Source organism: Micromonospora sp. NPDC047134 (assembly GCF_040643455.1).
Lineage (GTDB): Bacteria > Actinomycetota > Actinomycetes > Mycobacteriales > Micromonosporaceae > Micromonospora.
In genome coordinates this window covers 13,767-38,288 of the sequence record NZ_JBEYUI010000015.1, presented here as the reverse complement: position 1 = coordinate 38,288, position 24,522 = coordinate 13,767, and the positions used below count along the sequence as shown (strand labels likewise).

General features: G+C 69.5%; 18 protein-coding genes. 7 read left to right on the top strand and 11 right to left on the bottom strand.

The window, feature by feature from the left end:
• Positions 1-43: 43 nt before the first annotated feature.
• Positions 44-709, top strand: a complete 666-nt coding sequence (locus ABZ795_RS18790) for a GNAT family N-acetyltransferase (RefSeq protein ID WP_327023521.1) — start codon at positions 44-46, stop codon at positions 707-709.
• A 19-nt stretch (positions 710-728) separates the two neighbouring features.
• Here ABZ795_RS18790 and ABZ795_RS18785 read toward each other — a convergent pair whose 3' ends face one another.
• From ABZ795_RS18785 to murJ, 7 genes are all read right to left on the bottom strand, one after another.
• Complete coding sequence (locus ABZ795_RS18785; RefSeq protein ID WP_327023522.1) at positions 729-1,895, bottom strand: N-acetylmuramoyl-L-alanine amidase; 1,167 nt, start codon at positions 1,893-1,895, stop codon at positions 729-731.
• A 197-nt stretch (positions 1,896-2,092) separates the two neighbouring features.
• Positions 2,093-2,416 (bottom strand): thioredoxin, encoded by a 324-nt coding sequence (gene trxA / locus ABZ795_RS18780; RefSeq protein ID WP_327023523.1) that lies wholly within the window; start codon positions 2,414-2,416, stop codon positions 2,093-2,095.
• A gap of 31 nt (positions 2,417-2,447) precedes the next feature.
• A complete protein-coding gene (gene trxB, locus ABZ795_RS18775) occupies positions 2,448-3,398 on the bottom strand; it encodes a thioredoxin-disulfide reductase (protein WP_357531269.1) in 951 nt (316 codons plus the stop codon).
• A 177-nt stretch (positions 3,399-3,575) separates the two neighbouring features.
• The gene (locus tag ABZ795_RS18770; RefSeq protein ID WP_357531268.1) at positions 3,576-4,589 is read right to left on the bottom strand and encodes a hypothetical protein; all 1,014 of its coding nucleotides are present in this window, start codon (positions 4,587-4,589) and stop codon (positions 3,576-3,578) included.
• Positions 4,586-5,323: an RNA polymerase sigma factor SigM gene (gene sigM, locus ABZ795_RS18765; protein WP_327023526.1), complete on the bottom strand. Its 738-nt coding sequence runs from the start codon at positions 5,321-5,323 to the stop codon at positions 4,586-4,588. The genes ABZ795_RS18770 and sigM overlap by 4 nt, the downstream gene beginning before the upstream one ends.
• A 40-nt stretch (positions 5,324-5,363) precedes the next feature.
• Positions 5,364-6,965: a protein kinase family protein gene (locus tag ABZ795_RS18760; protein ID WP_327023527.1), complete on the bottom strand. Its 1,602-nt coding sequence runs from the start codon at positions 6,963-6,965 to the stop codon at positions 5,364-5,366.
• Positions 6,966-7,393: 428 nt separating this feature from the next.
• Positions 7,394-9,139 (bottom strand): murein biosynthesis integral membrane protein MurJ, encoded by a 1,746-nt coding sequence (gene murJ / locus ABZ795_RS18755; RefSeq protein ID WP_327023528.1) that lies wholly within the window; start codon positions 9,137-9,139, stop codon positions 7,394-7,396.
• A 126-nt stretch (positions 9,140-9,265) separates the two neighbouring features.
• Here murJ and ABZ795_RS18750 point away from each other — a divergent pair, with 126 nt between their 5' ends.
• From ABZ795_RS18750 to ABZ795_RS18740, 3 genes are all read left to right on the top strand, one after another.
• Entirely contained in the window at positions 9,266-10,726 is a 1,461-nt protein-coding gene (locus ABZ795_RS18750; RefSeq protein ID WP_357531267.1) for a CCA tRNA nucleotidyltransferase, read from the top strand.
• A gap of 204 nt (positions 10,727-10,930) precedes the next feature.
• On the top strand, positions 10,931-12,967 hold the full coding sequence (locus ABZ795_RS18745; protein WP_357531266.1) for a S8 family serine peptidase: 2,037 nt from the start codon (positions 10,931-10,933) through the stop codon (positions 12,965-12,967).
• 143 nt (positions 12,968-13,110) lie between these two features.
• Complete coding sequence (locus tag ABZ795_RS18740) at positions 13,111-13,590, top strand: methylated-DNA--[protein]-cysteine S-methyltransferase (protein WP_357531334.1); 480 nt, start codon at positions 13,111-13,113, stop codon at positions 13,588-13,590.
• 298 nt (positions 13,591-13,888) lie between these two features.
• Here the strand turns inward: ABZ795_RS18740 and ABZ795_RS18735 are convergent, their stop codons facing one another.
• Both ABZ795_RS18735 and ABZ795_RS18730 read right to left on the bottom strand, forming a co-directional pair.
• Positions 13,889-14,968 carry an inositol-3-phosphate synthase gene (locus tag ABZ795_RS18735; protein WP_357531333.1) on the bottom strand — a complete coding sequence of 360 codons (1,080 nt, stop codon included), beginning with the start codon at positions 14,966-14,968 and terminating at the stop codon, positions 13,889-13,891.
• A gap of 23 nt (positions 14,969-14,991) precedes the next feature.
• On the bottom strand, positions 14,992-15,630 hold the full coding sequence (locus ABZ795_RS18730; RefSeq protein WP_327023533.1) for a PadR family transcriptional regulator: 639 nt from the start codon (positions 15,628-15,630) through the stop codon (positions 14,992-14,994).
• A gap of 190 nt (positions 15,631-15,820) precedes the next feature.
• Between ABZ795_RS18730 and ABZ795_RS18725 the strand changes: the two genes are divergently transcribed.
• The 3 genes from ABZ795_RS18725 to ABZ795_RS18715 all read left to right on the top strand — a co-directional run bounded on the left by ABZ795_RS18725 (position 15,821) and on the right by ABZ795_RS18715 (position 21,047).
• Complete coding sequence (locus ABZ795_RS18725) at positions 15,821-16,276, top strand: DUF5318 family protein (RefSeq protein ID WP_357531265.1); 456 nt, start codon at positions 15,821-15,823, stop codon at positions 16,274-16,276.
• A 196-nt stretch (positions 16,277-16,472) separates the two neighbouring features.
• Positions 16,473-19,373 carry a transglycosylase domain-containing protein gene (locus ABZ795_RS18720; protein WP_357531264.1) on the top strand — a complete coding sequence of 967 codons (2,901 nt, stop codon included), beginning with the start codon at positions 16,473-16,475 and terminating at the stop codon, positions 19,371-19,373.
• Between the two features lie 147 nt (positions 19,374-19,520).
• Entirely contained in the window at positions 19,521-21,047 is a 1,527-nt protein-coding gene (locus ABZ795_RS18715; RefSeq protein ID WP_327023536.1) for a glycosyltransferase 87 family protein, read from the top strand.
• A 35-nt stretch (positions 21,048-21,082) separates the two neighbouring features.
• Here ABZ795_RS18715 and ABZ795_RS18710 read toward each other — a convergent pair whose 3' ends face one another.
• Positions 21,083-23,410, bottom strand: coding sequence for a hypothetical protein (locus ABZ795_RS18710; RefSeq protein WP_357531263.1), 2,328 nt, complete (start codon positions 23,408-23,410; stop codon positions 21,083-21,085).
• On the bottom strand, positions 23,407-24,198 hold the full coding sequence (locus ABZ795_RS18705) for a deoxyribonuclease IV (protein WP_357531262.1): 792 nt from the start codon (positions 24,196-24,198) through the stop codon (positions 23,407-23,409). Before ABZ795_RS18705 ends, ABZ795_RS18710 begins: the two co-directional genes overlap by 4 nt.
• Positions 24,199-24,522: the final 324 nt, after the last annotated feature.

The window sequence follows — 24,522 nt, the reverse complement described above, 5'->3', positions numbered from 1 at the left end:
CCGAGCCGGTCCCATTGCCGAGCCTAGTGTGGGGAAGCACTCAATGTCGCGACGTCTGGTCAGCCTGACCCTGGACACCCTGGAGGACCTGCCCCGTCCGTGCCGGCAATGTGTCTACTGGGAGCTGGATCCGGTTTCCGCCGACCGTGCCTGTGCGGCTGGTGACCCTGGCCTGGAGAAGGAGGCCTGGGTCTCGCAGACCCTGCTGGAGTGGGGTTCCTGCGGCAAGCTGATCTACGTCGACGGGATGCCGGCCGGGTTCGTCATGTACGCCCCACCGGCGTACGTGCCCCGTTCGATGGCGTTTCCGACCTCGCCGGTCTCCGCCGACGCGGCGCTGCTGATGACGGCGAACGTGGTTCCCGCCTTCGCCGGCGGCGGGCTGGGCCGGATGCTGGTGCAGGGGGTCGCCCGTGATCTGACCAAGCGGGGGATCAAGGCGATCGAGGCCTTCGGCGATGCCAAGTTCGGTGACGCGGCCGACCCGGCGGGTGCCTGCGTCGCCCCTGCGGACTTCTTCCTCTCGGTCGGCTTCAAGACCGTCCGGCCGCACCCCCGCTATCCCCGCCTGCGTCTGGAACTGCGGACGGCGTTGAGCTGGAAGTCAGACGTGGAATACGCGCTGGAGAAGCTGCTCGGCTCGATGAGCCCGGAGTCCCTGCTGCGCCCGGTACGCCCCACCCCGGCCACCCGCTCGACCACCGTCTGAGGGCCATGGACGGCGGCGGTCAGTCGACCACGTTTCCGGCGGCCACGGCGGCCCGCAGTTCACTGACATCGAGGGATCCGGTCGGTACGTCCCGTTCGTCCGGTAGATACATCCGTTGCACCCCCGCCACGATCGCCTCGACCAGGGTGTCCCGGAACCGGGGTTCGATCAGCCGGGCGCGATCCGTCGGTGAGGTCAGGTAACCGACCTCGATGCGTACCGCCGGCATCCGGGTGAGTCGCAGCAGGTCCCACGCCTTGGCGTGGGTACGGCAGTCCCGCAGCCCGGTGCGGGCCACGATCTCCCGCTGCACCAGCCCGGCCAGCCGTTCCCCGGTGGCCGAGGTGACCCCGTTGTCGGTGCCGTAGTGGTAGGTGGCGACCCCCTCGGCAGCCGGATTGGGGTGCTCGTCGGTGTGCAGGGAGACGAACACGTCCGCGCCGAGGGAGTTGGCCAGATGCGCCCGGTCGATGTCGGGCAGGCAGGTCTCCGGCGCCGGCCCCCGGGTGAGCTGCACCCGGACCCCGGAGGCGGCGAGCCGACCCTCGAGCCGGCTGGCCAGGTCGTGCATCAGGTCCGCCTCGGTCCACCGCAGGGGCCCGTCGGGTACGACCACCCCGCAGTCGGTGCCGCCGTGGCCCGGGTCGATGACCACCGTCCGGCCGACCAGGGTGGGACCGGACTGCCGGATGGCGTCGGATTCGCGCAGCCACTGGGGTCGACCGCCGACCACCTTGCGGCCGAGTCGGCGTAGCGCCCCCATGGTGTGCGGGCCGCAGGTGCCGTCCGGGGTCAACCCCACCTCCCGCTGGAACTGGGCCACCGCCCGGGAGGTACGGATGCCGTAGATGGCGTCGGCTCGGCCGGCGTCGTACCCCATCTCCAGGAGTCGTTCCTGCAGCGACCGGACATCCTCACCGGTGAGCGGCACCGGCACCGCGTGGTAGAGGGTGCGGGCCCCCAGGCGCCAGCGGGCGGCGTCCAGGGCCCGCCAGGTCTCGGCACCGACCCGACCGTCGACGCTGAGCCCTCGGGACTGCTGGAAGGCCCGTACCGCCCGCTCGGTGGCGGCGTCGAACTCGTCGTCGTACGGGCCGGTGGTCTTGGAGAGGAGGTCCAGGCCGGTGAGTACCGCACGGATCTCGATCACCGCGGGTCCCCGGTCACCGGGACGGATCGGACGCACGCACGACCCCCTCTGTACGGTCGGTGGCTGGCCAGGCCTGACGGCGGTGGCTGCACCGTGACGAGGACCAGGTGGTCACCGGCCTCCGGCGGCCTCCCGGTTCGAGGTTATGCGCTGGCGATCCGCAGGGATGCAAAACGCCTCGACCCCGTTCCGGCGGACCGGACACGGGGTCGAGACGACGGGGCTTGCGAAGCTCAGAGGGCCGACTGGATCAGCTTGACCAGCTCGCCCTTGGGCTTGGCGCCGGCGATCGACTGCACCGGCTGGCCGTTCTTGAACACGGTGAGGGTCGGCACCGACATCACCCGGTAGGCGCGGGCCGTCTCCGGGTTCTCGTCGATGTTGAGCTTGACGATGCTGACCTGGTCGCCCATCTCACCGGCGATCTCCTCCAGCAGCGGCGACACCTTGCGGCACGGTCCGCACCATTCGGCCCAGAAGTCCACCAAGACCGGCTTGTCGGACTGGAGTACGTCGACAACGAAACTAGCGTCGGTGACCGACTTGGTTGCTCCCACTTTTGGCTCCTCCTGCTTCGGTGTGTCTCGTTCAGCCCTGGGGCAGCGTGGCGATGAAGCGTTCTGCGTCGAGTGCGGCGGCGCAACCGGTGCCGGCTGCGGTGATGGCCTGCCGGTAGGTGTGGTCGACCAGGTCACCGGCGGCGAAGACACCCGGGATGTTGGTCCGGGTGCTCGGTGCCTCGACCTTCACGTACCCCTCGTCGTCCATCGCCACCTGCCCGCGGAACAGTTCGCTGCGGGGGTCGTGGCCGATCGCCACGAAGACGCCGGTGACGTCGAGCACCTTGGTCTCGCCGGTGTGCACATTGCGGACCCGGGCTCCGGTGACCTTGCCGTCCGCGCCGAGGATCTCCTCCACCACGGTGTTCCACTCGACCTTGATCTTGTCGTTGCTCAGCGCCCGCTCGGCCATGATCTTGCTGGCCCGGAAGGAGTCCCGGCGGTGGATGATGGTCACCGACTCGGCGAAACGGGTGAGGAAGTCGGCCTCCTCCATCGCGGAGTCACCGCCGCCGACCACCACGATGTGCTGGTTACGGAAGAAGAAGCCGTCGCAGGTGGCGCAGGAGGAGACGCCGTGGCCCAGGTACTCCTGCTCACCCGGTACGCCCAGCGGACGCCAGGCGGAGCCGGTGGCGAGGATGACCGCCCGGGCCCGGTAGGCGCTCTCGCCGACCCAGACCGTGCTCACCGCGCCCGGGTGGCCGGTGTCGGTCAACTCGACCCGGGTGACGTCATCGGTGAGGAACTCCGCGCCGAACCGCTCGGCCTGCTTGCGCATGTTGTCCATCAGCTCGGGGCCGAGAATGCCGTCCGCGAAGCCGGGGAAGTTCTCCACCTCGGTGGTGGTCATCAGCGCGCCGCCGGACTGGACGCCCTCGATGATCAAAGGCTTGAGGTTGGCCCGGGCGGCGTAGACCGCCGCGGTGTAGCCGGCCGGCCCGGAGCCGATGATGATGAGGTTGCGGACCTCGTCCACTGCCGTCTCCCAATCGTGTTGACTTAGTCGGCACCGGCGGATGTGCCGATGTCGAGCCGAGTGCCGACGCGGCGGCAACTGACTTGCAGAACGTCATCGTAGGAACCGGAGATTCCCGAGCCGGTCATCCGGTGGGTCGCGTCACGGGGGCGACCAAAGTTCTCGGCGGCCGCGGACTCACCCTACCCGCGTCCGATAGCGGCTGTCCGAGCCGGACCCGGCGATACCACACTCGGGACCGCTGACCCACGCCCAGCGGGCACCGGAGGCGTCGACGAACCGGACCACCAGCGCCGGGAGCCCTTGGAAGCGGGCGTACTCGATGTCCTCGAAGACCAACGGCCGGGCACCGTGTTCGGTGCCGATGTCCGCCAGGCAGGCGGCCAGCGCCGACTGGTCGTCGAGCCGGGCCAGGTCGGCCGGACCGGCCATCCGCTCGTCACCGGCGTCCGGCGCTGCGGTACCGGCGAAGGCGCTGATCCTCGCCTCCGGCTCCTGGGTCAGTTCCTGGGGGGTGTAGTCCCGGGCGGTGTACCGCTGCGGGGTGCCCTGGGTGACCGGGGCGCGGTGTGGTTCGGCACCGGCTGCGGCCTGCTCGGGACCCTCCTGGCCCTCGTGGACGTACGGGCTGGTGACCGGCTCGTTCAGCGCGGTGTCCGCCGTCGTGTCTCCGCCGGAGTCCGGCCGGGCCAGTTGCAGGGCCCCCAGGCCGACGACCGCCGCGGCAGCCAGGGCCACCGGCCCGGCGATCCGGGCCCAGCGGCGGCTTCGCCGACCCGGCCGGGTGGCCGTGCGGTCTCGACCAGGTCGCGGTGCACCCTCCGGACGGCGGCCACCGAGCGGCTGGGCCGGCACCAGAGGCGGCAGCCCACCTCCGGCGTGGTCCACCTCCGTGCCCGGCAGGTCCGGGGCCGGTGAATCAGGGCCGGCCGGCAGCTCAGCGGCGTCCAGCGCGGCGAGGATCCGGTCGGCGACGTCGACCGGCATGGTCAGGGTGGGTTCGCCCCAGCCCAGCAGATCGGCGCGGACTTCGGCGACGGCCGGTGCGAGCAGGGCGTACGCCTGAGCCCAGGACGGATCCTGGGCGATCAGCCGGGCCACCTCGTCCTGTTCCGGAGTGCCCTCCAGGGCACCGCCGAGGTAGTCGGCGAGCAGGTCGTGGTCGACCTCGCTGAACTCCTCGGCAGTCACGCTTCCTCCTGGTCGACATCCGGCCCCCAGGACCGTCCTGACCCCGATCGGACGCCCCGCCGGGCTCCCGGGTTCCCTCCGGTGACCGCCGGCACTTCCGGGGCCGGCTCGTCACTCCCGGTTCGCAGGTTGCCGAGGAGTACCGCCAGCCGGGCCCGACCGCGGGCGCACCGACTTTTGACCGTCCCCTCGGCCACGCCGAGGATCAGGGCCACCTCGGCCACCGGGTAGCCCTGCACGTCCACCAGGATCAGCGCGGCCCGCTGCTCGACCGGCAGGGTGGCCAGGGCCGCCCGGACGGTCAGGGCGGTGTCGTGGTCGCGTACGGGTGCGGCCGGCTCGACCCCGCCGGTGCCGTGCCCCTCACGCGGCTCCCGGGTGCCGTCGGGCAGCGGCACGGTCGGATGGGCCTGACGCCGACGGATCCGGTCCAGGCAGGCGTTCACCACGATCCGGTGCAGCCAGGTGGTGACGGCCGCGTCGGCGCGGAACCGGTCGGCCGCCCGGTGCGCCGACAGCATGGCGTCCTGGAGGGCGTCGGCGGCCTCCTCGCGGTCGCCCAGGGTACGCAGGGCGACCGCCCAGAGCCGGTCCCGGTGCCGTTGGAACAGCACACCGAAGGCATGGCGATCACCGGCCACATGGGCGCGCAGCAGGTCGAGGTCGTTGACCGTCGCGTCCACCGCCGCTGCACCCGTCCGGCCGGAACCGGCACCGCCCCTCGCCGTCGCCATCGTCAGGCCCGGTCGGGGCACCGGTCCGGTCGGACCCGGCTCATGACCCCTGGACCGTGATCTCGTTGACCCCGACCTTGTAGCCACTGCCGTTCGGGGGCAGGTCGGTGATCCAGAACAGCAGGTAGCGGTACTTCTTGTCGGCGTCGAAGCCGTTGAAGGTCATCGTCGTGCCGTCGTGCGCCTCGAAGGGCTGACCGATCGGGTTCTTCTTGTACGCCTTGAGGATCTCGTCGTCGCCCTTGTTGGTCGAGGGCTGGTCGATGGTGCCGGTGAGCAGCTCCGCGGAGGCCCCGGTGTCGGAGAGGTTCACCTGGACCGACTTGATGGTGTGCTCGCCACCCAGGTCGATCCAGACCCCCATGCCGCGCTTGTAGTTGCCGAAGTTGCTGGCCCCACGGTAGGTCTGGGTGGACCAGCCCTCGTCCTTGTCGCCGTCGAACACCTTCTCGGCGTCGCGGACCTCGGCCCGGTCCCGGCTGTCCGGATCGATGATCCGGGCCGCACTGATCTTCAAATCCCGGACCGGCGGCGGCGCCGGTTCCTCGCTCAGCGGGGCGCTGGAACTGGGGGCGGCGACCGGACTGGTCTGCGGCTCGTCCTCGTCGCCGCCGAGGGTGCTGATGCCGATGAGCAGTCCCACCAGGGCTACCGCCAACAGACCCGCGATGCCGAGGGCGACCTTTCGGCCCCCGGCGGCGGCCAGGGGCGAGGGCTCCTCGCCGGTCTCGGCGGCGAAGCGCAGCGGACCGTGGGTGTCCAGGTAGTCGTCCTCGGGCACGTCGAGCCGGGCCAGTTCGGCCGCCAGGACGTCCGAGGAGGGCGGGGCGATGTCGGCGTCGAGCAGGTCCATCGTGAGGTCGTCCAGGTAGGCCGGCACCCCGGCCCGGACCTGACGGGGAGCCGCCGCCGTACCGTTGGCGTCCCGCACCGCGTCGGGGATCCCCGCCCGGCCGTGCCCGGCGGTGGCGCCCCGCAGCGGAGCCTCGGTGTGCGGCCAGTAGCCGGTCAGGGCGAAGTAGAGGAGGCCGCCGACCGCTCGGACGTCGTTCTCCTGGCTGTCGGCGCCGTCGGTACGGGCGTCCGCCAGCACCACCCGGCCGTCATCGCTGATCATCACGGTGCCCGGGTGCACGTTGCCGTGCACCATGCCGGTGGCGTGCACGGCCGCCAGAGCGCTGGCGACGGCGTTGCCGACCGCGGTGGCCCGCGCGGCGTCCAGGGGGCCGTCGGAGACCAGCTCCCGCAGCGACTGGCCATCGACCCACTCGCGTACCACGTAGGCCCGCTCGGCCTCGTCGATCGCGTCGTAGACCCCGACGAGATTGGGGTGGATGACCCGACTGGCCGCGACCGCGGCCTGGAGCATCTCGGTGGCGGAATCGCCACCCGGGTAGCGCATCACGACCGCTACGGGACGGCGCAGCACGACATCGACCCCACGCCACACCAACCGGCCGGCACTGTCGTTGTTGATGTGCTCGACCAGTTCGTAACGCTCGGCGAGGACCTCACCGGTCGTCGGAGCACCGAAGGTCATGACGGGCGGAGTGGTCTCGTCCGCGTCCTGACCCTCGCCGACCTGGGTCACCCGTCCTCCCTCGGTGATCTTGTCGATCGATGGACCCGCGCTGCTGGGCATGTGACTTCCCGCTCCGCATTCGTCTGGCACGGGGCGACCGGTTCCGACGCGAGCCGGTGCCTGCCGTACCCGTCGAGAGCGACCTTACCTGGGTTGGCCGTCTCCCCGACATGTCATCTTCCCGCCGTGACCAACAGGGGAGTCCCCAGTAGGGCGTACTCGTCCGGTTGCGACCGATGTCAGCCACGTTGCTGGTACATGTACCAGCCAATCTAGAGGCCGCCGACAACCAGCCGTCGCCGGGGCGGGACAGGCAGTAGGCGGTGGGTCAGGTCTCCGCGGGGTTCCCGTCGATCGGCCGACCACACTCCGACTTCCGGTTGGTTATCCACAGGCCGATCCGGTAGTTGAGCGGCGACGCGCGGAGTTATCCACAGGCCCATCCCCAGCCTGGTGATCCTCGATCACGCTCGGTGAATATCCGGCGATCAGCGTCCGAGTCGGCGCCGGACCATGGCGACCACATCGGTGATCTCGGAGATCCGCAGGACCATCGCCAGACCTAGATAGGTACCACCGATCACCGCGCCGCCCACCACCAGTTGGACGAGGGCCTCCAGGCGGGTCGGCGTGTCGCCACCGGGCAGCAGAGCTACCACCAGCAGGCCGACCAGGGCGGCACCGAGGGCGGCCACCGCCACCCTCCCCAGGGTGCGCACGATGCCGCCCAGCCCGATCCGACCCACCTTCGGCCGCAGCAGCCAGGCGGAGGCGATCGCGGCGGCCAGGTACGAGATCGTGTTGCCGATCATCATCCCGGAGGCCGCGAAGCTGGCCGAGAAGGCCGCGAACAGTCCGATCTGCACCAGCGCCCGCAGCGCCACCACCGGGATGTTGATCAGAGCCGGGGTGCGGGTGTCCGGCAGCGCGTAGAAGGCGAAGGTGAACAGCTGACTCACCGCGAAGGGCACCAGCGCCAAGGCGGCGAACAACAGCACCGGGGCGGTCGCCCGGGCGTTCTCGTCGGTGAAGGCCCCCCACCGGAACAGGGTGAAGGCGATCGGGGTGGCCAGCACGGCGTAGCAGATCGCGATCGGGGCCAGTACCGCGGAGACCGTGCGGGTGCCCCGGGACAGGTCGGCCGCCAGGTCGGCGAACCGGCCGTCTGCGGCGGCGGCGCTCATCCGGGGCATCAGGGCGGTGATGATCGAGACGGCGATGATGCCGTGCGCCATCATCAGCAACAGGAACACGTTGTTGTAGATCAGTGCCCCGGCGGCCTGCCCGCTGGTGCGGCTCAGCAGGTTGAACACCACGATCAGCCCGATCTGGCTGACCGCCACGTAACAGAACATCCAGGCGCCCAGCCGGCCCAGCTCGCCCAGCCCCAGGGCCCGGAAGTCGAACCGGAACCGCCACCGGAAGCCGACCTTGCGCAGGGCGGGCAGCAACCCGGCGGCCTGGACGGCCACCCCCAGCAGGGTGCCGCCGCCGATCAGCAGGATCCGCCCGGTGGTCATCTCGTCCGGGGCGAGGATGTCCGTGCTGAAGATCGCGATGTAGAGGCCGGCGGTGGCGATCACCACGATGTTGTTCAGGATCGGTGCCCACATCGGGGCGGCGAAGTGCCCCCGGGTGTTGAGTACCGCGCTGATCAGCGCACTCAGGCCGGTGAAGAAGATCATCGGCAGCATCAACCGGGCCAGGGAGGTGACCAGCGCCTGGTAGTCGGCCGGTGCCTCGTCGCTGGCGTACAACCAGGTGAGCACCGGTGCCATGGCGACCGCCAGCAGGGCCGCCGCGCCGAGGGCGACCACCGCCAGGGTGAGCAACCGCTGGGTGTACGCCTGGCCGCCGTCCGGGTCGAACTTGCGCCGACGCACCAGCACCGGGATCAGCACGCTGGTGAGGATGCCGCCGAGCAGGAACTCGTACACCATCCCGGGCAGGATCTGAGCGGTGGTGTACGCGTCACCGATCGCCGAACCGAGCGCGGCGGTGATCGCCAAGGTACGCAGGAAACCCGTACCCCGGCTGACCAGGCTGCCGATGGCCATGACCGCGCTGTTGGTCGCGGCGCTGCTCTCGGCCACCTGCTCCGGGGGTGGGGCGACCGACTCGGCGGCGGGCTGGTTGAGGGGATCGGCGGAGATGAACGTCGCGCCGTCACCCGGCCGGCCGCCGGGCGCACCGCCCTGCTGGGCGTTGGCGCTGCGGTAGAGCCCGCCGCTCATCTGTGCCTCCAAGGGGATAGGCCGGAGCCGGCACCGGCCCGCACGCCACAGACCTTAGTCAACCTCGGCCCGTTACCCGCGCCCGGCGGAGGAGATGCCCCTCAGGACCGATAGGCTGCTGATCCGATGTCCGACGCCGCCGCATCCCACGCCACCGACCGCCGCGAACTCAGCGCCGCTCAGCGCAACGCCGTCGCCGAACTGCTCCGGGTCTCCCCGGTCGCCGACGAGTTGGGCCGCCGGTTCGCCGCCGCCGGTCACGAACTGCATCTCGTGGGCGGCTCGGTACGCGACGCCCTGCTCGGCCGCCTCGGCGAGGATCTCGACTTCTGCACGGACGCGCACCCGGATCAGACCCTGGGCATCCTGCGCGGCTGGGCCGAGGCCATCTGGGAGACCGGCCGCGAGTTCGGCACCATCGGCTGCCAGCGCGACGGCCTGCGGCTGGAGATCACCACCTTCCGCGCCGAGTCGTACGACCAGGTGAGCCGGAACCCGGTGGTCGAGTACGGCACCAGCCTGACCGAGGACCTGCGGCGGCGGGACTTCACCATCAACGCGATGGCGGTGAGCCTGCCGGATCACCGGTTCACCGACCCGCACGGCGGCCTGGCGGACCTGGCCGCGAAGGTGGTCCGTACCCCGGGCACCCCGGCCGAGTCTTTCGGCGACGACCCGCTGCGGATGCTGCGGGCCGCCCGCTTCGCCGCCCAGCTGCGTTTCGCGGTCCACCCGGACGTGTACGCGGCGATGACCCGGATGGCGGCCGACCTGGACCGGATCACCGCCGAGCGGATCCGGGACGAGTTCACCAAGCTGCTCTGTGCCGCCGACCCGATCACCGGCCTGCGGCTGCTGGTCGACACCGGGCTGGCCGAGCGCTTCCTGCCCGAGTTGACCGGCCTCAAGCTGGAGATCGACGAGCACGCCCAGCACAAGGACGTCTACGAGCACACCCTCACGGTGGTGCGCAACGCCATCTCGTACGAGCAGGACGGGCCGGACTTCATCCTGCGGATGGCGGCCCTGATGCACGACGTCGGCAAGCCGGCCACCAAGGCGGTCGGGTCGGACGGCCGGGTCAGCTTCCATCACCACGAGGTGGTCGGGGCCCGGCTGACCAAAGCCCGGATGAAGGCCCTGCGCTACCCGAAGGACATCACCGCCAAGGTCACCGCCCTGGTCGCCCTGCACCTGCGCTTCTACGGGTACGGCCGGGGCGAGTGGACCGACTCGGCGGTCCGCCGGTACGTCACCGACGCCGGTGATCTGCTGTCCCGGCTGCACAAGCTGACCCGGTCGGACTGCACCACCCGCAACCGGCGCAAGGCGGCCCAGTTGGCGGCGGACTACGACGCCCTGGAGGAGCGGATCGCCCGGATCGCCGCCGAGGAGGACCTGGCCCGGGTCCGCCCCGACCTGGACGGCAACGCGATCATGGAGTTGCTCGGCGTACCGCCGGGGCCGATCGTCGGGCGGGCCTGGAAGCACCTGAAGGACCTGCGCCTGGAACGCGGGCCCCTGGACCGCGACACGGCCGAGGTCGAACTGCTGCGCTGGGCACGCGACGAGGGCATCCTCGGCTGACGGATCGCTCCACTGTGGGGTTTGCCGGGTGACGGTCGATACGCCGAGACGCCAACGTTTCGACCGAACGGCTGACGCCTTCAGTGGCGTCGATGTCACATGATGTTGGCACGTCCGCTTTTGTTCGACCGTCGAAGCGGGACGATCCACTATCCGTCCGGGCCGCCCATAGGTGTGTCCGATGACGCACGGGGAGTTCATCCAGTGAAGCGTCGTGGCGTACTGCGCCGCTCGGCGGTAGCAGGGCTTGCTCTCGCTACCGCCTCGTCCATCCTCACCGTCGTCTCCGCCGGTGCCGCCTCCGCCGAGCCGTCATGGTCCCAGGTCCACGGCAGCGCGAGCTCCAATGTGGTGCCGGACCGCTACATCGTCGTCCTGAAGGACCAGAAGGTCGGCTACAGCAGCGCCCGGGCCGCCGCCTCGAAGCTCACCAAGGCCAACGGTGGCACCGTTAGGCGGGTGTTCGGCAAGGCGCTCAACGGCTACTCGGTCGCCATGAACGCGAAGCAGGCGGAGAAGCTCGCCAAGAACCCCGCCGTGGCCCGCGTCGAGCCGGTACGCCGGGTCTCGGCCAGCGGCACCCAGAGCAGCCCGCCGTCCTGGGGCCTGGACCGGATCGACCAGTCCTCGCCCAAACTGAACAACAGCTACAAGTACCCGAACACGGGCAGCAACGTCACCGTGTACGTCCTGGACACCGGTATCAACATCGACCACCAGGACTTCGGCGGCCGGGCCAGCCACGGGTACGACTACGTCGACCACGACGACATCGCCCAGGACTGCAACGGTCACGGCACGCACGTGGCCGGCACGGTCGGCGGCACGAAGTACGGCGTGGCGAAGGGCGTCAAGCTCGTCGCCGTGCGGGTGCTCGACTGCGACGGCAATGGCGACACCGAGGGAGTCGTCGCGGGCGTCGACTGGGTGACCAACGACGCCCAGGAGAAGGGCGTGCCGGCGGTGGCCAATGTGAGCCTGGGCGGATGGCCGGACCAGGTGCTCGATGACGCCATCAAGAGCTCGATCGCCGCTGGCGTCACCTACTCGATCGCCGCCGGCAACGAAGGCATGGACGCCTGCCAGGTGTCGCCGGCTCGGGTGCCGGACGCGATCACGGTGGGTGCCACCGACCGGATCAACATGCGCACCTGGTTCTCGAACTACGGCAAGTGCCTGGACGTGTTCGCTCCTGGCGCGAGCATCGTCTCGGCGCGGCACAGCAACAACACCGGCAGCGCGACGGCGAGCGGCACCTCGATGGCCGCCCCGCATGTGGCGGGCGCTGCGGCACTGCTGCTGCACAGCAACCCGTCCTGGACTCCGAAGCAGGTGCGCGACCGCATCGTCACCACCGGGCTCGCCGGTGGGGTCTACGACACCAAGGGTTCGATCGACCGGCTGTTGACGGTCGGCTCGATCGCGCCGACGCGTTTCTCGCACGGCTTCAAGGCCCGCTCCAACGGCAAGTTCGTCACCGCCGCCAGCAGCACCAAGCCGCTGGTCAACAACGGGTCGAGCATGGGGACCGCGCAGCGGTTCGACTTCGTCGATGCGGGCAGCGGCCTGGTCGCACTGCGCTCCCGGGTAAACGGGCGGTACGTGGTGGCGCCGTCGAACGGCACCAAGCCGCTGATCGCCAGCCACAAGACGATCGTCACGTCGGCGAAGTTCACGCTCGTTCACCACACCGACGGCACGGTCAGCCTGAAGTCCAAGATCAACAATAAGTACGTCACCGCGTCGAGCTCCGGTAAGTCGTCGATGATGGCGAGCAAGACCTCCATCGGCACCAACGAGAAGTTCACCATCGACGCGGCGCCGCCGATCATCAGCATCAAGTCGAAGGCAAACGGCAAGTACGTGGTGGCCGCCAGCAGCACCAAGCCGCTGGTCGCCAGCAGCAAGACGGTCACCAAGTCGACGAAGTTCGACGTCATCAGCCAGGGCGACGGCTTCTTCAGCATCCGTGCCCACTCCAACAGCAGGTACGTGACCGCGGCGAGCAAGGGCACCAAGCCGCTGATCGCCACCAGCAAGTCGCGGGGCCTCTGGGAGACGTACGCCTTCGTCAACTACAACATCGACGGAACCGTCTTCATCATGGCCGCGGGCGACGAACAGGCGGTCTCCGCCGGGTCGTCCGGCACCAGCAAGCTGATCTCGAACAAGACGATCAAGTGGTCGTCTCCTGGTCTGGGACTGGGCACCGGAGAGCGTTTCACCGTCTCCACCGCCTGATCCACAGCAGCACGCCGGCGCCCGCCGGAGCGACCCCTTGAGGGAGCTCCGGCGGGCGTTCCCCCTTCTTCCCCACCCGCCCGCGCCCAGCCCGCCGCGCCTGAGATGGGCGGGGGTGAGGGCGGATGAGCGATGATAGGGATGTGCGGTGGACAGTGATGGACTCGCCCATCGGGGCGTTTTCCGTGGCTACCGGTGCGGGAAGCGTGTGCGGAACCCGCTTCGGCCCGGTCGAGAACGCCACGACCGAGCCAACCGGTGAGGTGGCTCGGCAGGCCGTGGCGGAGTTACGGGCGTACTTCGCCGGAGAGTTGACCGACTTCGGTGTGCCGGTGACGGTGCCCGGCGGCTCAGAATTCGAGCGGGCGGTGTGGCGGGAGATGACCCGCATCCCGTACGGCGAAACGCTGACCTACGGCGAGGTGGCCCGGCGGCTCGGCGACCCGGGCGCGGCCCGCGCGGTCGGTGCGGCCTGCAACCGCAACCCGATCCCGGTGATCGTGCCCTGCCACCGCATCATCGGCGCCGGCGGAAAGCTGGTCGGCTTCGGCGGCGGCCTACCCCGCAAAATCAAGCTCCTGGAGTTGGAGGCTGCGGTCGCTCTCCCCCTCACCTGGTCCTAACTGTCCTTCTTGCGGATCTTGGTACGAAACTGCCCCCAGAGGGGCATCCCCGTACCAAGATCTACATGGGGAGGACCGCTGCGCCTGGGCCGCGATGAGGGTCTTCCGCAGCCGATCAGGTCTCACGTTCAACATGCCAGCCAAGGAGCGGATGGCGTTGACCAGTGGCGAGGTCGATTCGGCGGAGGAATTGGCGATGCGGCTGTCGCCGTACCTGGCGGAGTCGAGCTGAGGCGAGAAACGCCGAGGGCCGGGTCCATGCGGACCCGGCCCTCGGCGGTGCTGTTACTTCAGCGGGTCAGCGCTCGATCTCGCCGGCGATGAACGCCTCGACGGCGGCGTGCGCGTCGTGGTCGGCGTACTGCACCGGGGGGGACTTCATGAAGTACGACGAGGCCGACAGGATCGGGCCGCCGATCTTCCGGTCCAGGGCGATCTTGGCGGCGCGGACCGCGTCGATGATGACACCGGCCGAGTTCGGCGAGTCCCACACCTCGAGCTTGAGCTCGGCGTTGAGGGGGGTGTCACCGAAGGAGCGACCCTCCAGGCGGATGTAGGCCCACTTGCGGTCGTCCAGCCACGGCACGTGGTCGGACGGGCCGATGTGCACGTCGCTCTTGGCCATCTCGTGCGGCACCTGGGAGGTCACCGACTGGGTCTTCGAGATCTTCTTCGAGATCAGGCGGTTGCGCTCCAGCATGTTCATGAAGTCCATGTTGCCGCCGAAGTTGAGCTGGTACGTGCGCAGCAGCTCGACACCGCGGTCCTCGAAGAGCTTCGCCAGGGCCCGGTGCACGATGGTGGCGCCGACCTGGCTCTTGATGTCGTCACCGACGATCGGCAGACCGGCGTCGGTGAACTTCTGCGCCCACTCCGGGTCGGAGGCGATGAAGACCGGCAGGGCGTTGACGAACGCGCAGCCGGCGTCGATCGCGGCCTGGGCGTAGTACTTGGCGGCGTCCTCGGAACCCACCGGCAGGTAGGCGACGACCACGTCGACCTGGGCGTCACGCAGCGCCTTGGCCACGTCGACCGGCTCGGCGTCCGACTCCTCGACGATCTCGCGGTAGTACTGGCCGAGACCGTCGAAGGTCGGGCCGCGCTGGACGGTGACGCCGGTCGGCGGCACGTCGCAGAGCTTGATGGTGTTGTTCTCGCTGGCGACGATCGCCTCCGCGAGATCCATGCCCACCTTCTTGGCGTCGACATCGAACGCCGCGACGAACTGCACGTCCGAGACGTGGTAGTCGCCGAAGGTGACGTGCATGAGACCCGGGACGCGGTCGTTCGGGTCGGCGTTCCGGTAGTACTCGACGCCCTGCACGAGGGACGAGGCGCAGTTACCCACACCGACGATGGCGACGCGGACGGAGCCCATCGCGTGTGCCTCCTTCTTCTCTGTCACGGCCGCTCTTTCCTGGACTCTCCAGGCGGAGGCGGGCTGTTGTCTTCTCGTCGGCCGCCGGCCGTCCCGTCGTTCGGGACCGTCGGGGCACGGCCGGAGCGCTCGTTGGCGATGAGCTCCTCCAGCCAGCGGACCTCACGCTCACAGGCCTCCAGGCCGTGGCGTTGCAGCTCCAGCGTGTATGCGTCGAGGCGCTCGGCCGCTCGGCCCAGCATGTCGCGAAGTCCTTCACGACGTTCCTCGATCGTGCGGCGGCGACCTTCCAGGATGCGCAGTCGGGTCGCCTGGTCGGTTCGGGAAAAGAACGCGAAATGCACGCCGAATCCGGTGTCGCCGTACGTTTCCGGTCCGGTCTGCGCGATGAGCTGGGCGAAGCGTTCCTTGCCCTCCGCGGTGATGGTGTAGACCACCCGACCTCGTCGGCTGGTCAGCGCGGGAACCTCCTCGGCGGTGGCGGGTGTCTCGGCGGCCTCGGTGATCCAGCCTGCCGCCTGCAGACGGCGCAGGGTGGGGTAGAGCGAGCCGTAACTGATAGCTGCCCGGATCGCCCCAAGCTTGGCGGTGAGCTCCTTGCGCAGCTCGTAGCCGTGCATGGGTGCCTCTTGGAGGAGGCCGAGGATGGCCAGCTCGAGCATCGGGCCACCCTCCCCATTACCCTGTGCGTGGATCGCTAACCACACGATGTATCGGACCGATACATCGCACCGTAGCGTCTCGGTTCGACTGGGGCAAACCCCTTCCGGTAAACCCTCGTATCCGAGGTGTGCCGATCACAGATCGTGACGGTGGTCGCCTCGTCTGACGAGACCGCGTACCCTTTGCCGCATGCGTACGCAGCGGCAGGTGGTCGACTACTCGCTCCGGAGGCGAGCGCTGCTGCGTGAACTCGTCGCCGGTCGGGTCGGCACCTATGACCTCTGCGACGCCTCTCCTTACCTGAAGAACGCGGCTCGGTTCCACGGCGAGCCCACCGACCAGCGGTGTCCGATCTGCCGAAGCGAGAACCTCACCCTCGTCCACTACATTTACGGCGACGAACTCAAGCAGTCCGCCGGCCAGGCCCGGACGGTGGCCGAGTTGTCGATGTTGGCGATGACGCTGCGTGAGTTCCAGGTGTTCGTGGTGGAGGTGTGCCTCGGCTGTGACTGGAACCATCTGGTGGAGCAGTACCTGCTCGGGCGGGACGGACTGACCGACAGCGAGGCGGAGCAGGAAGCGGCCGGTGGGGTAGCCGCCGCTGCTGGCGCGAATGCTCGGCGAAGGCGAGAGGCCCAACGGTGATTCGAGCGCGATCGGCCGACTCCGGCCGTGAGATAACTGGCCGGGGTCACCGACAGCTCATAAGTGCGAATGGTCCGAATGATTCGGATCTGATACCCGCTCCACGGCACCCCCGTGCCGTGCGCGCGGGTGTCGCATCTCACGGCAAACCGGTGGCGGCGCGACAGCGCCCCACTGCGACGGCAGGGTGTGAGGAATGAACTCGTACGGTGATCCCAGCTCCTCGCGCGGCCGGGCCCGGATACCGGGCCAGGACGACCCGGGGCAGGCGGACGACGCGTACCGCGGCCCGAGTGGTGACCCGCGCGGAGTCCACTGGTCGACCGGACCGGACGGTGCGGGCGATTCGGCTCGCGCTTCGGTCGGCGGGCGTGCCTCTGTCGGCGGCTCGGCGAGCGTACCGCCGCCGGGTCGACCCGCCGGTTCGGCCTCGGTCGGTCGCTCCGGATCGGGTCGGGCCTCGGTGCCGGTCTCACCGGCTCCGGGTGGTCGGGCCTCCGTGCCGGTCTCACCCGCTCCCGGTGGTCGGGCCTCCGTGCCGGTCTCACCGGCGCCGGGTTGGGCCGGTCGGGCCTCCGTGCCGGTCTCGCCGGCGCACGGCGGGCCGGCGGGCCGGGCCTCGGTAGGAGCCGCCGCCGTGGGCGCGGCCCCGGCCGGGCGGGCGAGTGTCGGTTCGGCCTCGGTGGGCGGTCGGGCCGCGGTGGCGCGGGCCAGCGTCGGTGGCCCCGGTGGCCCCGGTGGCCCGGGTGGGCCAGGCGGTCCCGGTGGTCCGGGTGGACCCGGCGGTCTCGGACGGGGTGGGCGCGACCCGAAGGCGAGCGTCCGGGCCCGTCGGCGCAAGCGGATGAACCTGCTGATCGCCAGCTTCGCGGTCTTCATCATGCTGGCCGGCATCGGCGTCGTCGGATTCACCTACTACTCGACGAACGTGGTGCTGCCCAAGGAGATCCCGCTGCCGCTGTCCACCACGGTCTACGCCAAGGACGGCAAGACCCTGGTGGCCAAGCTCGGCAACGAGAACCGCACCTTCGTCACCATCGAGAACATCCCCCAGCACGTACGCGATGCCGTCGCCGCCGCCGAGGACCGGAACTTCTACCGGCACTCGGGTGTGGACTACAAGGGCATCGCCCGGGCCGCCTGGAACAACCTCTCCGGCGGCGAGAAGCAGGGTGCCTCGACCATCACCCAGCAGTACGCCCGCAACGCCTACGAGAACCTCCAGGACGTCAGCTACTCCCGGAAGGTGAAGGAGGCGATCCTCGCCTCGAAGCTGAACGACCAGTTCACCAAAGACGAGATCATGGAGAACTACCTCAACGTGATCTACTTCGGTCGCGGGGCGTACGGCATCGAGGCGGCGGCGCAGACCTACTTCAACACCACCGCCAAGAAGCTGAACGTGGCGCAGGCAGCAGTGCTCGCCGCCCTGATCAAGCAGCCCGTGGCCAGCGCCGGTCACAAGGGGTTCGACCCGGAGGTCAACCCGACCGAAGCCAAGATCCGTTGGGAGTACGTGATCAACGGCATGGTCGACGAGGGCTGGCTGGGTGTGCCGGGTAAGCCCGAGCGCCCGACCGAGTACCCGAAGGTCCAGAAGGTCAAGAAGGACAACGGCTTCGGTGTGGCCTCCCCGCGCGGCAACGTGATCAACTATGTCCGCAAGGAGATGGCCGAGTGGGGCATCTGCACCGAGACCGGTGAAGAGGGCAAGCCGACCTGCGTGAACGAACTGCGCGAAGGCGGTTACCGGATCACCACCACCATCGACCCGAAGATGCAGAAGGCACTGGAGGAGGTCGCCCAGGTCGGCCGTAAGGGCGCCTTCCTGGCCGATCAGCCGAAGAACCTCATGCCGGCGGTGGTCTCGGTCGACCCGAAGACCGGCCGGGTGCTGGCCTACTACGGCGGCAACAGCGGCGCGGACTATGACTACGCGGGCATGAACACCGACCAGAACGGCAACCTGGTCGGCGGCCACCCGCCGGGCTCGACGTTCAAGGTCTACACCCTGGCGGCGGCCGTCGACGCCGGCATCTCGGTCAAGTCGCACTGGGACGCCACGCCGTTCAAGCCGGAGGGCTACAAGGATCAGATCGGCAACGCCAACCGTGACCTGCGCGGGCAGTGTGACAAGTGGTGCTCGTTGGAGCAGTCGACGATCCAGTCGTACAACGTTCCGTTCTTCCACATCGCGGACAAGATCGGTGCGGACAAGATCGTCGACATGGCCCGACGGGCCGGCGTCCGCACGATGTGGGACGACAAGTCGAAGCCCTTCGACCTGATGAAGAACAAGCCGGAGGACCTCGCGCCGAAGCACTTCGACCGGGTGGTCGCCTACGGCCAGTACGGGATCACCGTGCTGGACCACGCCAACGGTCTAGCCACCCTCGCCAACGGCGGCAAGTACAACAAGGCGCACTTCGTGCGGACGGTGGAGAAGCTGAACAAGGCAACCGGTAAGTGGGACAAGGTGCCGGGCACCGGCGAGAAGCTCAAGCCGCAGCAGGTGATCCGTCCGGAGGTCGCCGATGAGGTGACCGCCGTGCTCAAGGAGATCCCGGGCAAGAACAACGCCAGCGTGCAGAACCGTCCCCTGGCCGGCAAGACCGGTACCTGGCAGCTCGGCGACACCGGCAAGAACCAGGACGCCTGGATGGTCGGCTACGACAAGAACGTCGCCACGGCGGTGTGGATCGGTAGCCGCGACACCAAGAAGCGGGCCATCGTCGACGGGAACGGCCGCAACATCAGCGGTGGCAGCCTGCCCGCCCAGCTGCGGAAGCGGTACATGGAGCAGGCCCTCAAGGGGTACGAACCCTCCGACCTGCCCAGCATCACCGGCATCGGAGACGAGGAGGCCGGCAACGGCATCCGGCCCGCCCCTCCGGAGAACGAGGAGCCCGACTGCGAGCCGACGGACTTCCTCTGCCGGCTGGGCGGGGGCAACAACGGCGGCGGCGACAACCGGGGCGGCGGCCGGGACAACGGTGGCACCCCGACCAACCCCCTGCCCGGGGGCCCTGGCGACACCCGACCGGGTGGTGGGGGTGGCGGGCTGCTGCCACCAACGAGATCGACAGATCGGGATTAGGCATCTCGACCCGTGGGCGGCCGGACACCTGTCCGGCCGCCCACGGCGGTTTCCGGCAAGGGTCATACCGGCGGCCGGACGGCGATCTGTGATGTCGGGGCGGTTTCGGCTTCTACCCGGGCAACTGATACGGCAGGATGCACGGTCATGAGCACGAAGTCGACGCCGGGCATCGATGAACCTGATGCCATCGACCACCCGTCCCGCTCCGACGGCTTCGTTCGCGGGCTGTCCGGCCTGATCGGCGGTCCGCTGGGTGACCACGCCGTCAGCCGCGACCGCCAACGCGGCGGGCGGTTCTGGAACGCGGTACGGATCGTCCTGGCGCTGACCTGCCTGACCCTCGTCCTGCACTGGGTACAGAAATCGCCCTGCCAGGACGGTGCCTGGACGGACAACGAGCAGTACACCCGGTTCTGCTACACGGACGTGCTGGCGCTCTACTACGCCGAACGGCTCAACGAGGGCGCCGTGCCCTACCGGGACCACCCCGTCGAGTACCCCGTGCTGACCGGGTACTTCATGGGTGCCCTGGGGCTGCCGGTGCACGCCGCCGGTGAAGGCAACCCGGAGATCAACCAGGGGCAGTGGTTCTACAACCTCAACGCACTCGTGCTCGGTGCCCTGGCGCTGGCCACCGTCATGGTGCTGCTGTCACTGCGCCGCCGACGACCCTGGGACGCGGCGCTGTTCGCGCTCTCCCCCGCGCTGCTGCTCACCGCCACCGTCAACTGGGACTTCCTGGCCATCGGCCTGGCCGCCCTGGGATTGCTGGTCTGGGCGCGTACCCGCGACGGCCGCTCCGGGCTGATACTCGCGGCCCTGTCCGGAGTGCTGATAGGGCTGGGTGGTGCGGCGAAGATGTGGCCGCTGTTCATCCTGGGGCCGATTCTGGTGCTGGCCATCCGCGCCAACCGGGTGTGGGCCGCCGTGGTGCCCATCATCACCGCGGCGGTGACGGTGGTGCTGGTCAACCTCCCGGCGGCGATTCCGTACCGGGAGAACTGGAACCGGTTCTTCGAACTGAACACCGAGCGCCCGATCGACTGGGGAACCCTCTGGTACATCGCCCGCTACCTGGACGGCAAGTTCGGCGACCCGGCCGCCATCGGCCCCTTCCAGTGGCTGGACGCGAACATCCCCACCCTGAACTACCTGTCGTACGCGCTGTTCGGGCTGGCCTGTCTGGCCATCGGCGCCCTGGGCCTGCTCGCACCGCGCCGGCCCCGCCTGGCCCAACTCGCCTTCCTGGTGGTAGCCGCCTTCCTCATCTTCAGCAAGGTCTGGTCGCAGCAGTTCGTGCTCTGGCTGCTGCCGCTGCTGGTGCTGGCCCGACCCAAGTGGGGAGCCTTCATCGCCTGGCAGATCGCCGAGGTCGGCTACTTCGTCGCCTTCTACGGCCAACTGCTCGGCTCCGCGACCAGCACCCCGGTCATCCCGGAAGGGGTGTTCGTGCTGGCCGCCAGCCTGCGCCTGGGCACCGTGGTGGCCCTGTGCGTACTCGTGGTCCGGGAGATCCTGCACCCCGAGCAGGACGCCGTACGCCGCAACTACGCCGACGACCCCGACGGGGGTCTCCTCGACGGCACCCCGGACGCGCCCTGGCTCGACCGCTTTCGCCAGCGTAGAGAGGCCCCGGCGGCCGTGACGCCCACCCCGGTCCCGACGACCTGAGCGTCCGGGGCACCCCGCCGGGGTGCCCCGGAGCCTCAGAGCCGGAACAGGACGACGGAGCCCATCTCCTCGCGGGTGATGTCCAACCCGTCCAGGGGCGCGTCGACACTGACCTCCCACGGCGTACCAGCGATCTCCTCGCGCAGCACCAGCACATTCTGTACGCCTAGGGTGCGCAGGTAGTCGACGCTGGTCTGGTCAGGGAAGGTCATGGTCACCTGGCGGACGTCGTTGAGCTGGCGAGGGGTGAACCCGCTGCCGCCGTTGACGACGTCCTGGAACCGGGTGGTGGACCACAGCATCACCGGCTGGTCGTGGTTCTGGCTGCTGGGCAGCACCAGCAACGGGCCGTCGACGGTCCGCATGGCGGCCGGCTGCTTCGGCACCACCGGATGCGGGGTGGTGTTCGTGCCCTCGACGATGACCAGCAGCAACGGCAGCAGGGTGGCCAGCCGCAGCCACGGGCTGGGCCAGGACGGGATCCGCTCGGCGTAGACCTCCCGCACCCGCTGCGAGAAGGCGCTCACCGCACCCGCCGCCAGCAACCCGAGCAGCAGGGTGGCCCAGAGCATCAGCCGACCGGGGGTACGGATGCCGTTCCAGCCGGGCAGGTACTCGAACAGGGGTCCGTAGGTGAAGTCGCCGCCGAAGAACCGGGTGCCCATCGACAGGATCATCGCCACCAGGACCCCGGCCAGCAGGAACAGCCGTTGCCGGATGGTCCAGATCGAGAAGAACAGGCCACCGAGGGCCAGCGCGTAGAGCGCGAAGCCGGGCAGCAGGGTCATCTCCGGGTGCCACGGCAGGATGGCCCGGGCTCCCTCGTGCAGCCCACCCCAGATGCGGGACTCCCCCGGGGCGGTGACGAAGCTGCTGGCCGGCGGCGAGAAGGCGGCGATGTCGTCGATGCTGCGCTCGGCGTTGGGATGCAGTTGCGCCACCGTGAAGTAGGGCATGGCCAGCAGCACACCGACCCCGGCGAAGATCAGCCCGCCGATCAGGTCGGCCGCGAACAGCCGCTGACCGAAGGGTCGCTTGACCCGCCAGAAGATCCGCTTGGCGAACCAGATCAGCAGGGCCACGAGGACCGTGCCCGCGAGGACGTACGCGAACGGCAGGCCGATGCCGAAGCCCAGGCTCAACTGCCAGGCGGCGACCAACCAGCCGGTGTAGACCCAGCCCTCATGCCGGTGTTCGGGTCGGTAGCCGTGCCGCAGTGACCAACCGTGCCCCCGGGCCAGCATGGCCAGGGCCAACGGAATGCCTCCGTTGGAGATGACGTGCAGGTGTCCCGCCTGGGACAACAGCCAGGGGGCGTAGGCGTAGCTGACCCCGGCCACCGCAGAACCGATCCGGCCCGCACCGAGCTGACGCGCCAGCACGTACGCACCGAAGGTGGCCAGCGCGTGGGCCAGCACGAACATGATGTTGTACCGGAGGAGGGCGTCCTCGGGCCCGCTACCGATCAGCCCAGCCGGCGCGTAGCCGAGCAGGGTGTCGGAGAAGGCGAAACTCCACCGCTCCGGGAAGAAGGCGTTGGAGTGCCACAGTTGGGCCGGGTCGGTGCGCAGGGCCTGCCCCGACCAGGCCATCTGCCAGGCCTGCAGGCTCGGGTCCCAGTAGTCGTGGGGCAGGGTGTGACGGGGATAGCGCAGGGTCGGCCAGGTCATCAGCACGGCCAACGCCAGAGAGCCGAGTACGGCCAGGGTCCACTCGTGGATCAGGAGCCGACCGGACCGGCGGGCCAGCCGCCCGTACCATCTCGGCCTCGGTTCGGGGGCGGGCCCGAACGCGGCCCACGGATCCTTGTCCTCGGCCTTGCCGTCGCTCGTACCCTCGTCGGTCCCCGGCTTCCTGCCCGCATCGTCCTCGGGCTTCTTGTCCTTGCTGGCCGCGTCGTCTTCGGGCTTGTCCTTGCCGGTTGCGGGCTTCTCGCCGTCGCCGGTCGGCTTCTTGCCCCTGCCGGTCGGCGGCTCCGCGCTGTCACCGGGTCCTGGTTTCCTGGCCGCACCGGGGATCGGCTCGTTGCTCGTGCCGGCCTGGTCCGTGCTGCCGGCCGGCTGCCCCGAGGCCTTCTTCGCACCGGCGTCCGAGGAAGCCGTGGGGCTGGCGCCCTTGCCCGTCTTCGCCTCGCCCGACTTGTCGGCAGGCTTGCGGCCGTTGCCGTTGGCGGGCTGCGCTGCCGTGCGATCGGACTTCGGCTGCTTCGGGTCCGGGTCGACCTGGGCCGGCTTCTCGCCACCGGAGGTCGACGTATCCGCTACCGACTCGGTGTCGGGCCGCCCCTCGGCGGGATCTCTGCGGAGCGGATCGTCACCGGCGGTCGGCCGTGGGCTGCCGGAGGAGGACTGGTCCGTCGTCATCGCACCGCCGTCTCCGGGTCGAGCTGGGTGCGCAGGAAGGCGATGTCATCGCTCTGCCCGGTGGTGCCGCCCGGGGTCTCCACGATGACCGGGGCTCCGGCGGCCCGGATCACGGCCACCAGCAGTTGCGGGTCGATCGTCCCGCCGCGCAGGTTGTCGTGACGGTCCCGACCGGACCCGAAGCCGTCCTTGGAGTTGTTGGCGTGCACCAGGTCGATCCGCCCGGTGATGGCCTTGACCCGATCCACCAGGTCGAGGAGTTCCTCGCCACCGGCGTGGGCGTGGCAGGTGTCGAGGCAGAAGCCGACCTCGTGGTCACCGACGGCGTCCCACAACCGGGCCAGGGCATCGAGCCGTCGAGCGCAGGCGTTCTCACCGCCGGCGGTGTTCTCGATCAGCACCGGCAGCCCGAAGCCGCCCGCCTCCTGGGCGTAGGCCAGGGCCTTGCGCCAGTTGTCGAAGCCGGTTTGCGGGTCGTCACCGGCGTTGACATGCCCACCGTGCACCACCAGGCCCTTGGCGCCGATGGCCGTCGCCGCCTTGGCGTGGGCGAGCAGCAACTTGCGGCTGGGAATCCGGATGCGGTTGTTGCCGGTGGCGACGTTGATGACGTACGGCGCGTGCACATAGACCTCGACCTCGGCGGTGCGCAGTCGCTCCGCATCGTCACGCGGCTGTGGCGCCTTCCAACCCTGGGGGTCGGCGAGGAAGAACTGCACGGCGTCGGCCGCTCGGGCAGTCGCCTCCGCCAGCGGGTCGGTCGGATCGACGTGGGCTCCGATACGCATGCAGGGGAGCCTACGTCGCGTACCTGACAGGCATGGTGACCCACCACCGGATCGCGTCACCGTGGCTGACCGGAGTCGTTGATCCCGGTGGATGTCGACAACTGCAATCTGGTCGGTGGCGAGCATCGACGACCGGCGGTAGAGGAATTTGTCGGTAATTCTGGGATTTCGCCTGCGAAGCACTGACTTCAGCGATAACGTCAGATAACAACATGATAAAGCTCCGCGGGGCGTCTCCGGTCCAACCTCATCGGTGTGGTCGTTCCTCCCCAGGTCCCACCCAAGGAATGCGGACGAGGCGCCTCGCGGTCATCTGAACCGGGG

Bases quoted from the DNA above. Each gene is read 5' to 3' on its own strand.
- ABZ795_RS18730 (WP_327023533.1), bottom strand. From the start codon at position 15,630: ATGCTCGAGCTGGCCATCCTCGGCCTCCTCCAAGAGGCACCCATGCAC.
- ABZ795_RS18705 (WP_357531262.1), bottom strand. From the start codon at position 24,198: ATGCGTATCGGAGCCCACGTCGATCCGACCGACCCGCTGGCGGAGGCG.
- ABZ795_RS18720 (WP_357531264.1), top strand. From the start codon at position 16,473: ATGAACTCGTACGGTGATCCCAGCTCCTCGCGCGGCCGGGCCCGGATA.
- ABZ795_RS18760 (WP_327023527.1), bottom strand. From the start codon at position 6,965: ATGCCCAGCAGCGCGGGTCCATCGATCGACAAGATCACCGAGGGAGGA.
- ABZ795_RS18750 (WP_357531267.1), top strand. From the start codon at position 9,266: ATGTCCGACGCCGCCGCATCCCACGCCACCGACCGCCGCGAACTCAGC.
- ABZ795_RS18725 (WP_357531265.1), top strand. From the start codon at position 15,821: ATGCGTACGCAGCGGCAGGTGGTCGACTACTCGCTCCGGAGGCGAGCG.
- ABZ795_RS18715 (WP_327023536.1), top strand. From the start codon at position 19,521: ATGAGCACGAAGTCGACGCCGGGCATCGATGAACCTGATGCCATCGAC.
- ABZ795_RS18790 (WP_327023521.1), top strand. From the start codon at position 44: ATGTCGCGACGTCTGGTCAGCCTGACCCTGGACACCCTGGAGGACCTG.
- sigM (WP_327023526.1), bottom strand. From the start codon at position 5,323: ATGGCGACGGCGAGGGGCGGTGCCGGTTCCGGCCGGACGGGTGCAGCG.
- ABZ795_RS18735 (WP_357531333.1), bottom strand. From the start codon at position 14,968: ATGGGCTCCGTCCGCGTCGCCATCGTCGGTGTGGGTAACTGCGCCTCG.
- murJ (WP_327023528.1), bottom strand. From the start codon at position 9,139: ATGAGCGGCGGGCTCTACCGCAGCGCCAACGCCCAGCAGGGCGGTGCG.
- ABZ795_RS18710 (WP_357531263.1), bottom strand. From the start codon at position 23,410: ATGACGACGGACCAGTCCTCCTCCGGCAGCCCACGGCCGACCGCCGGT.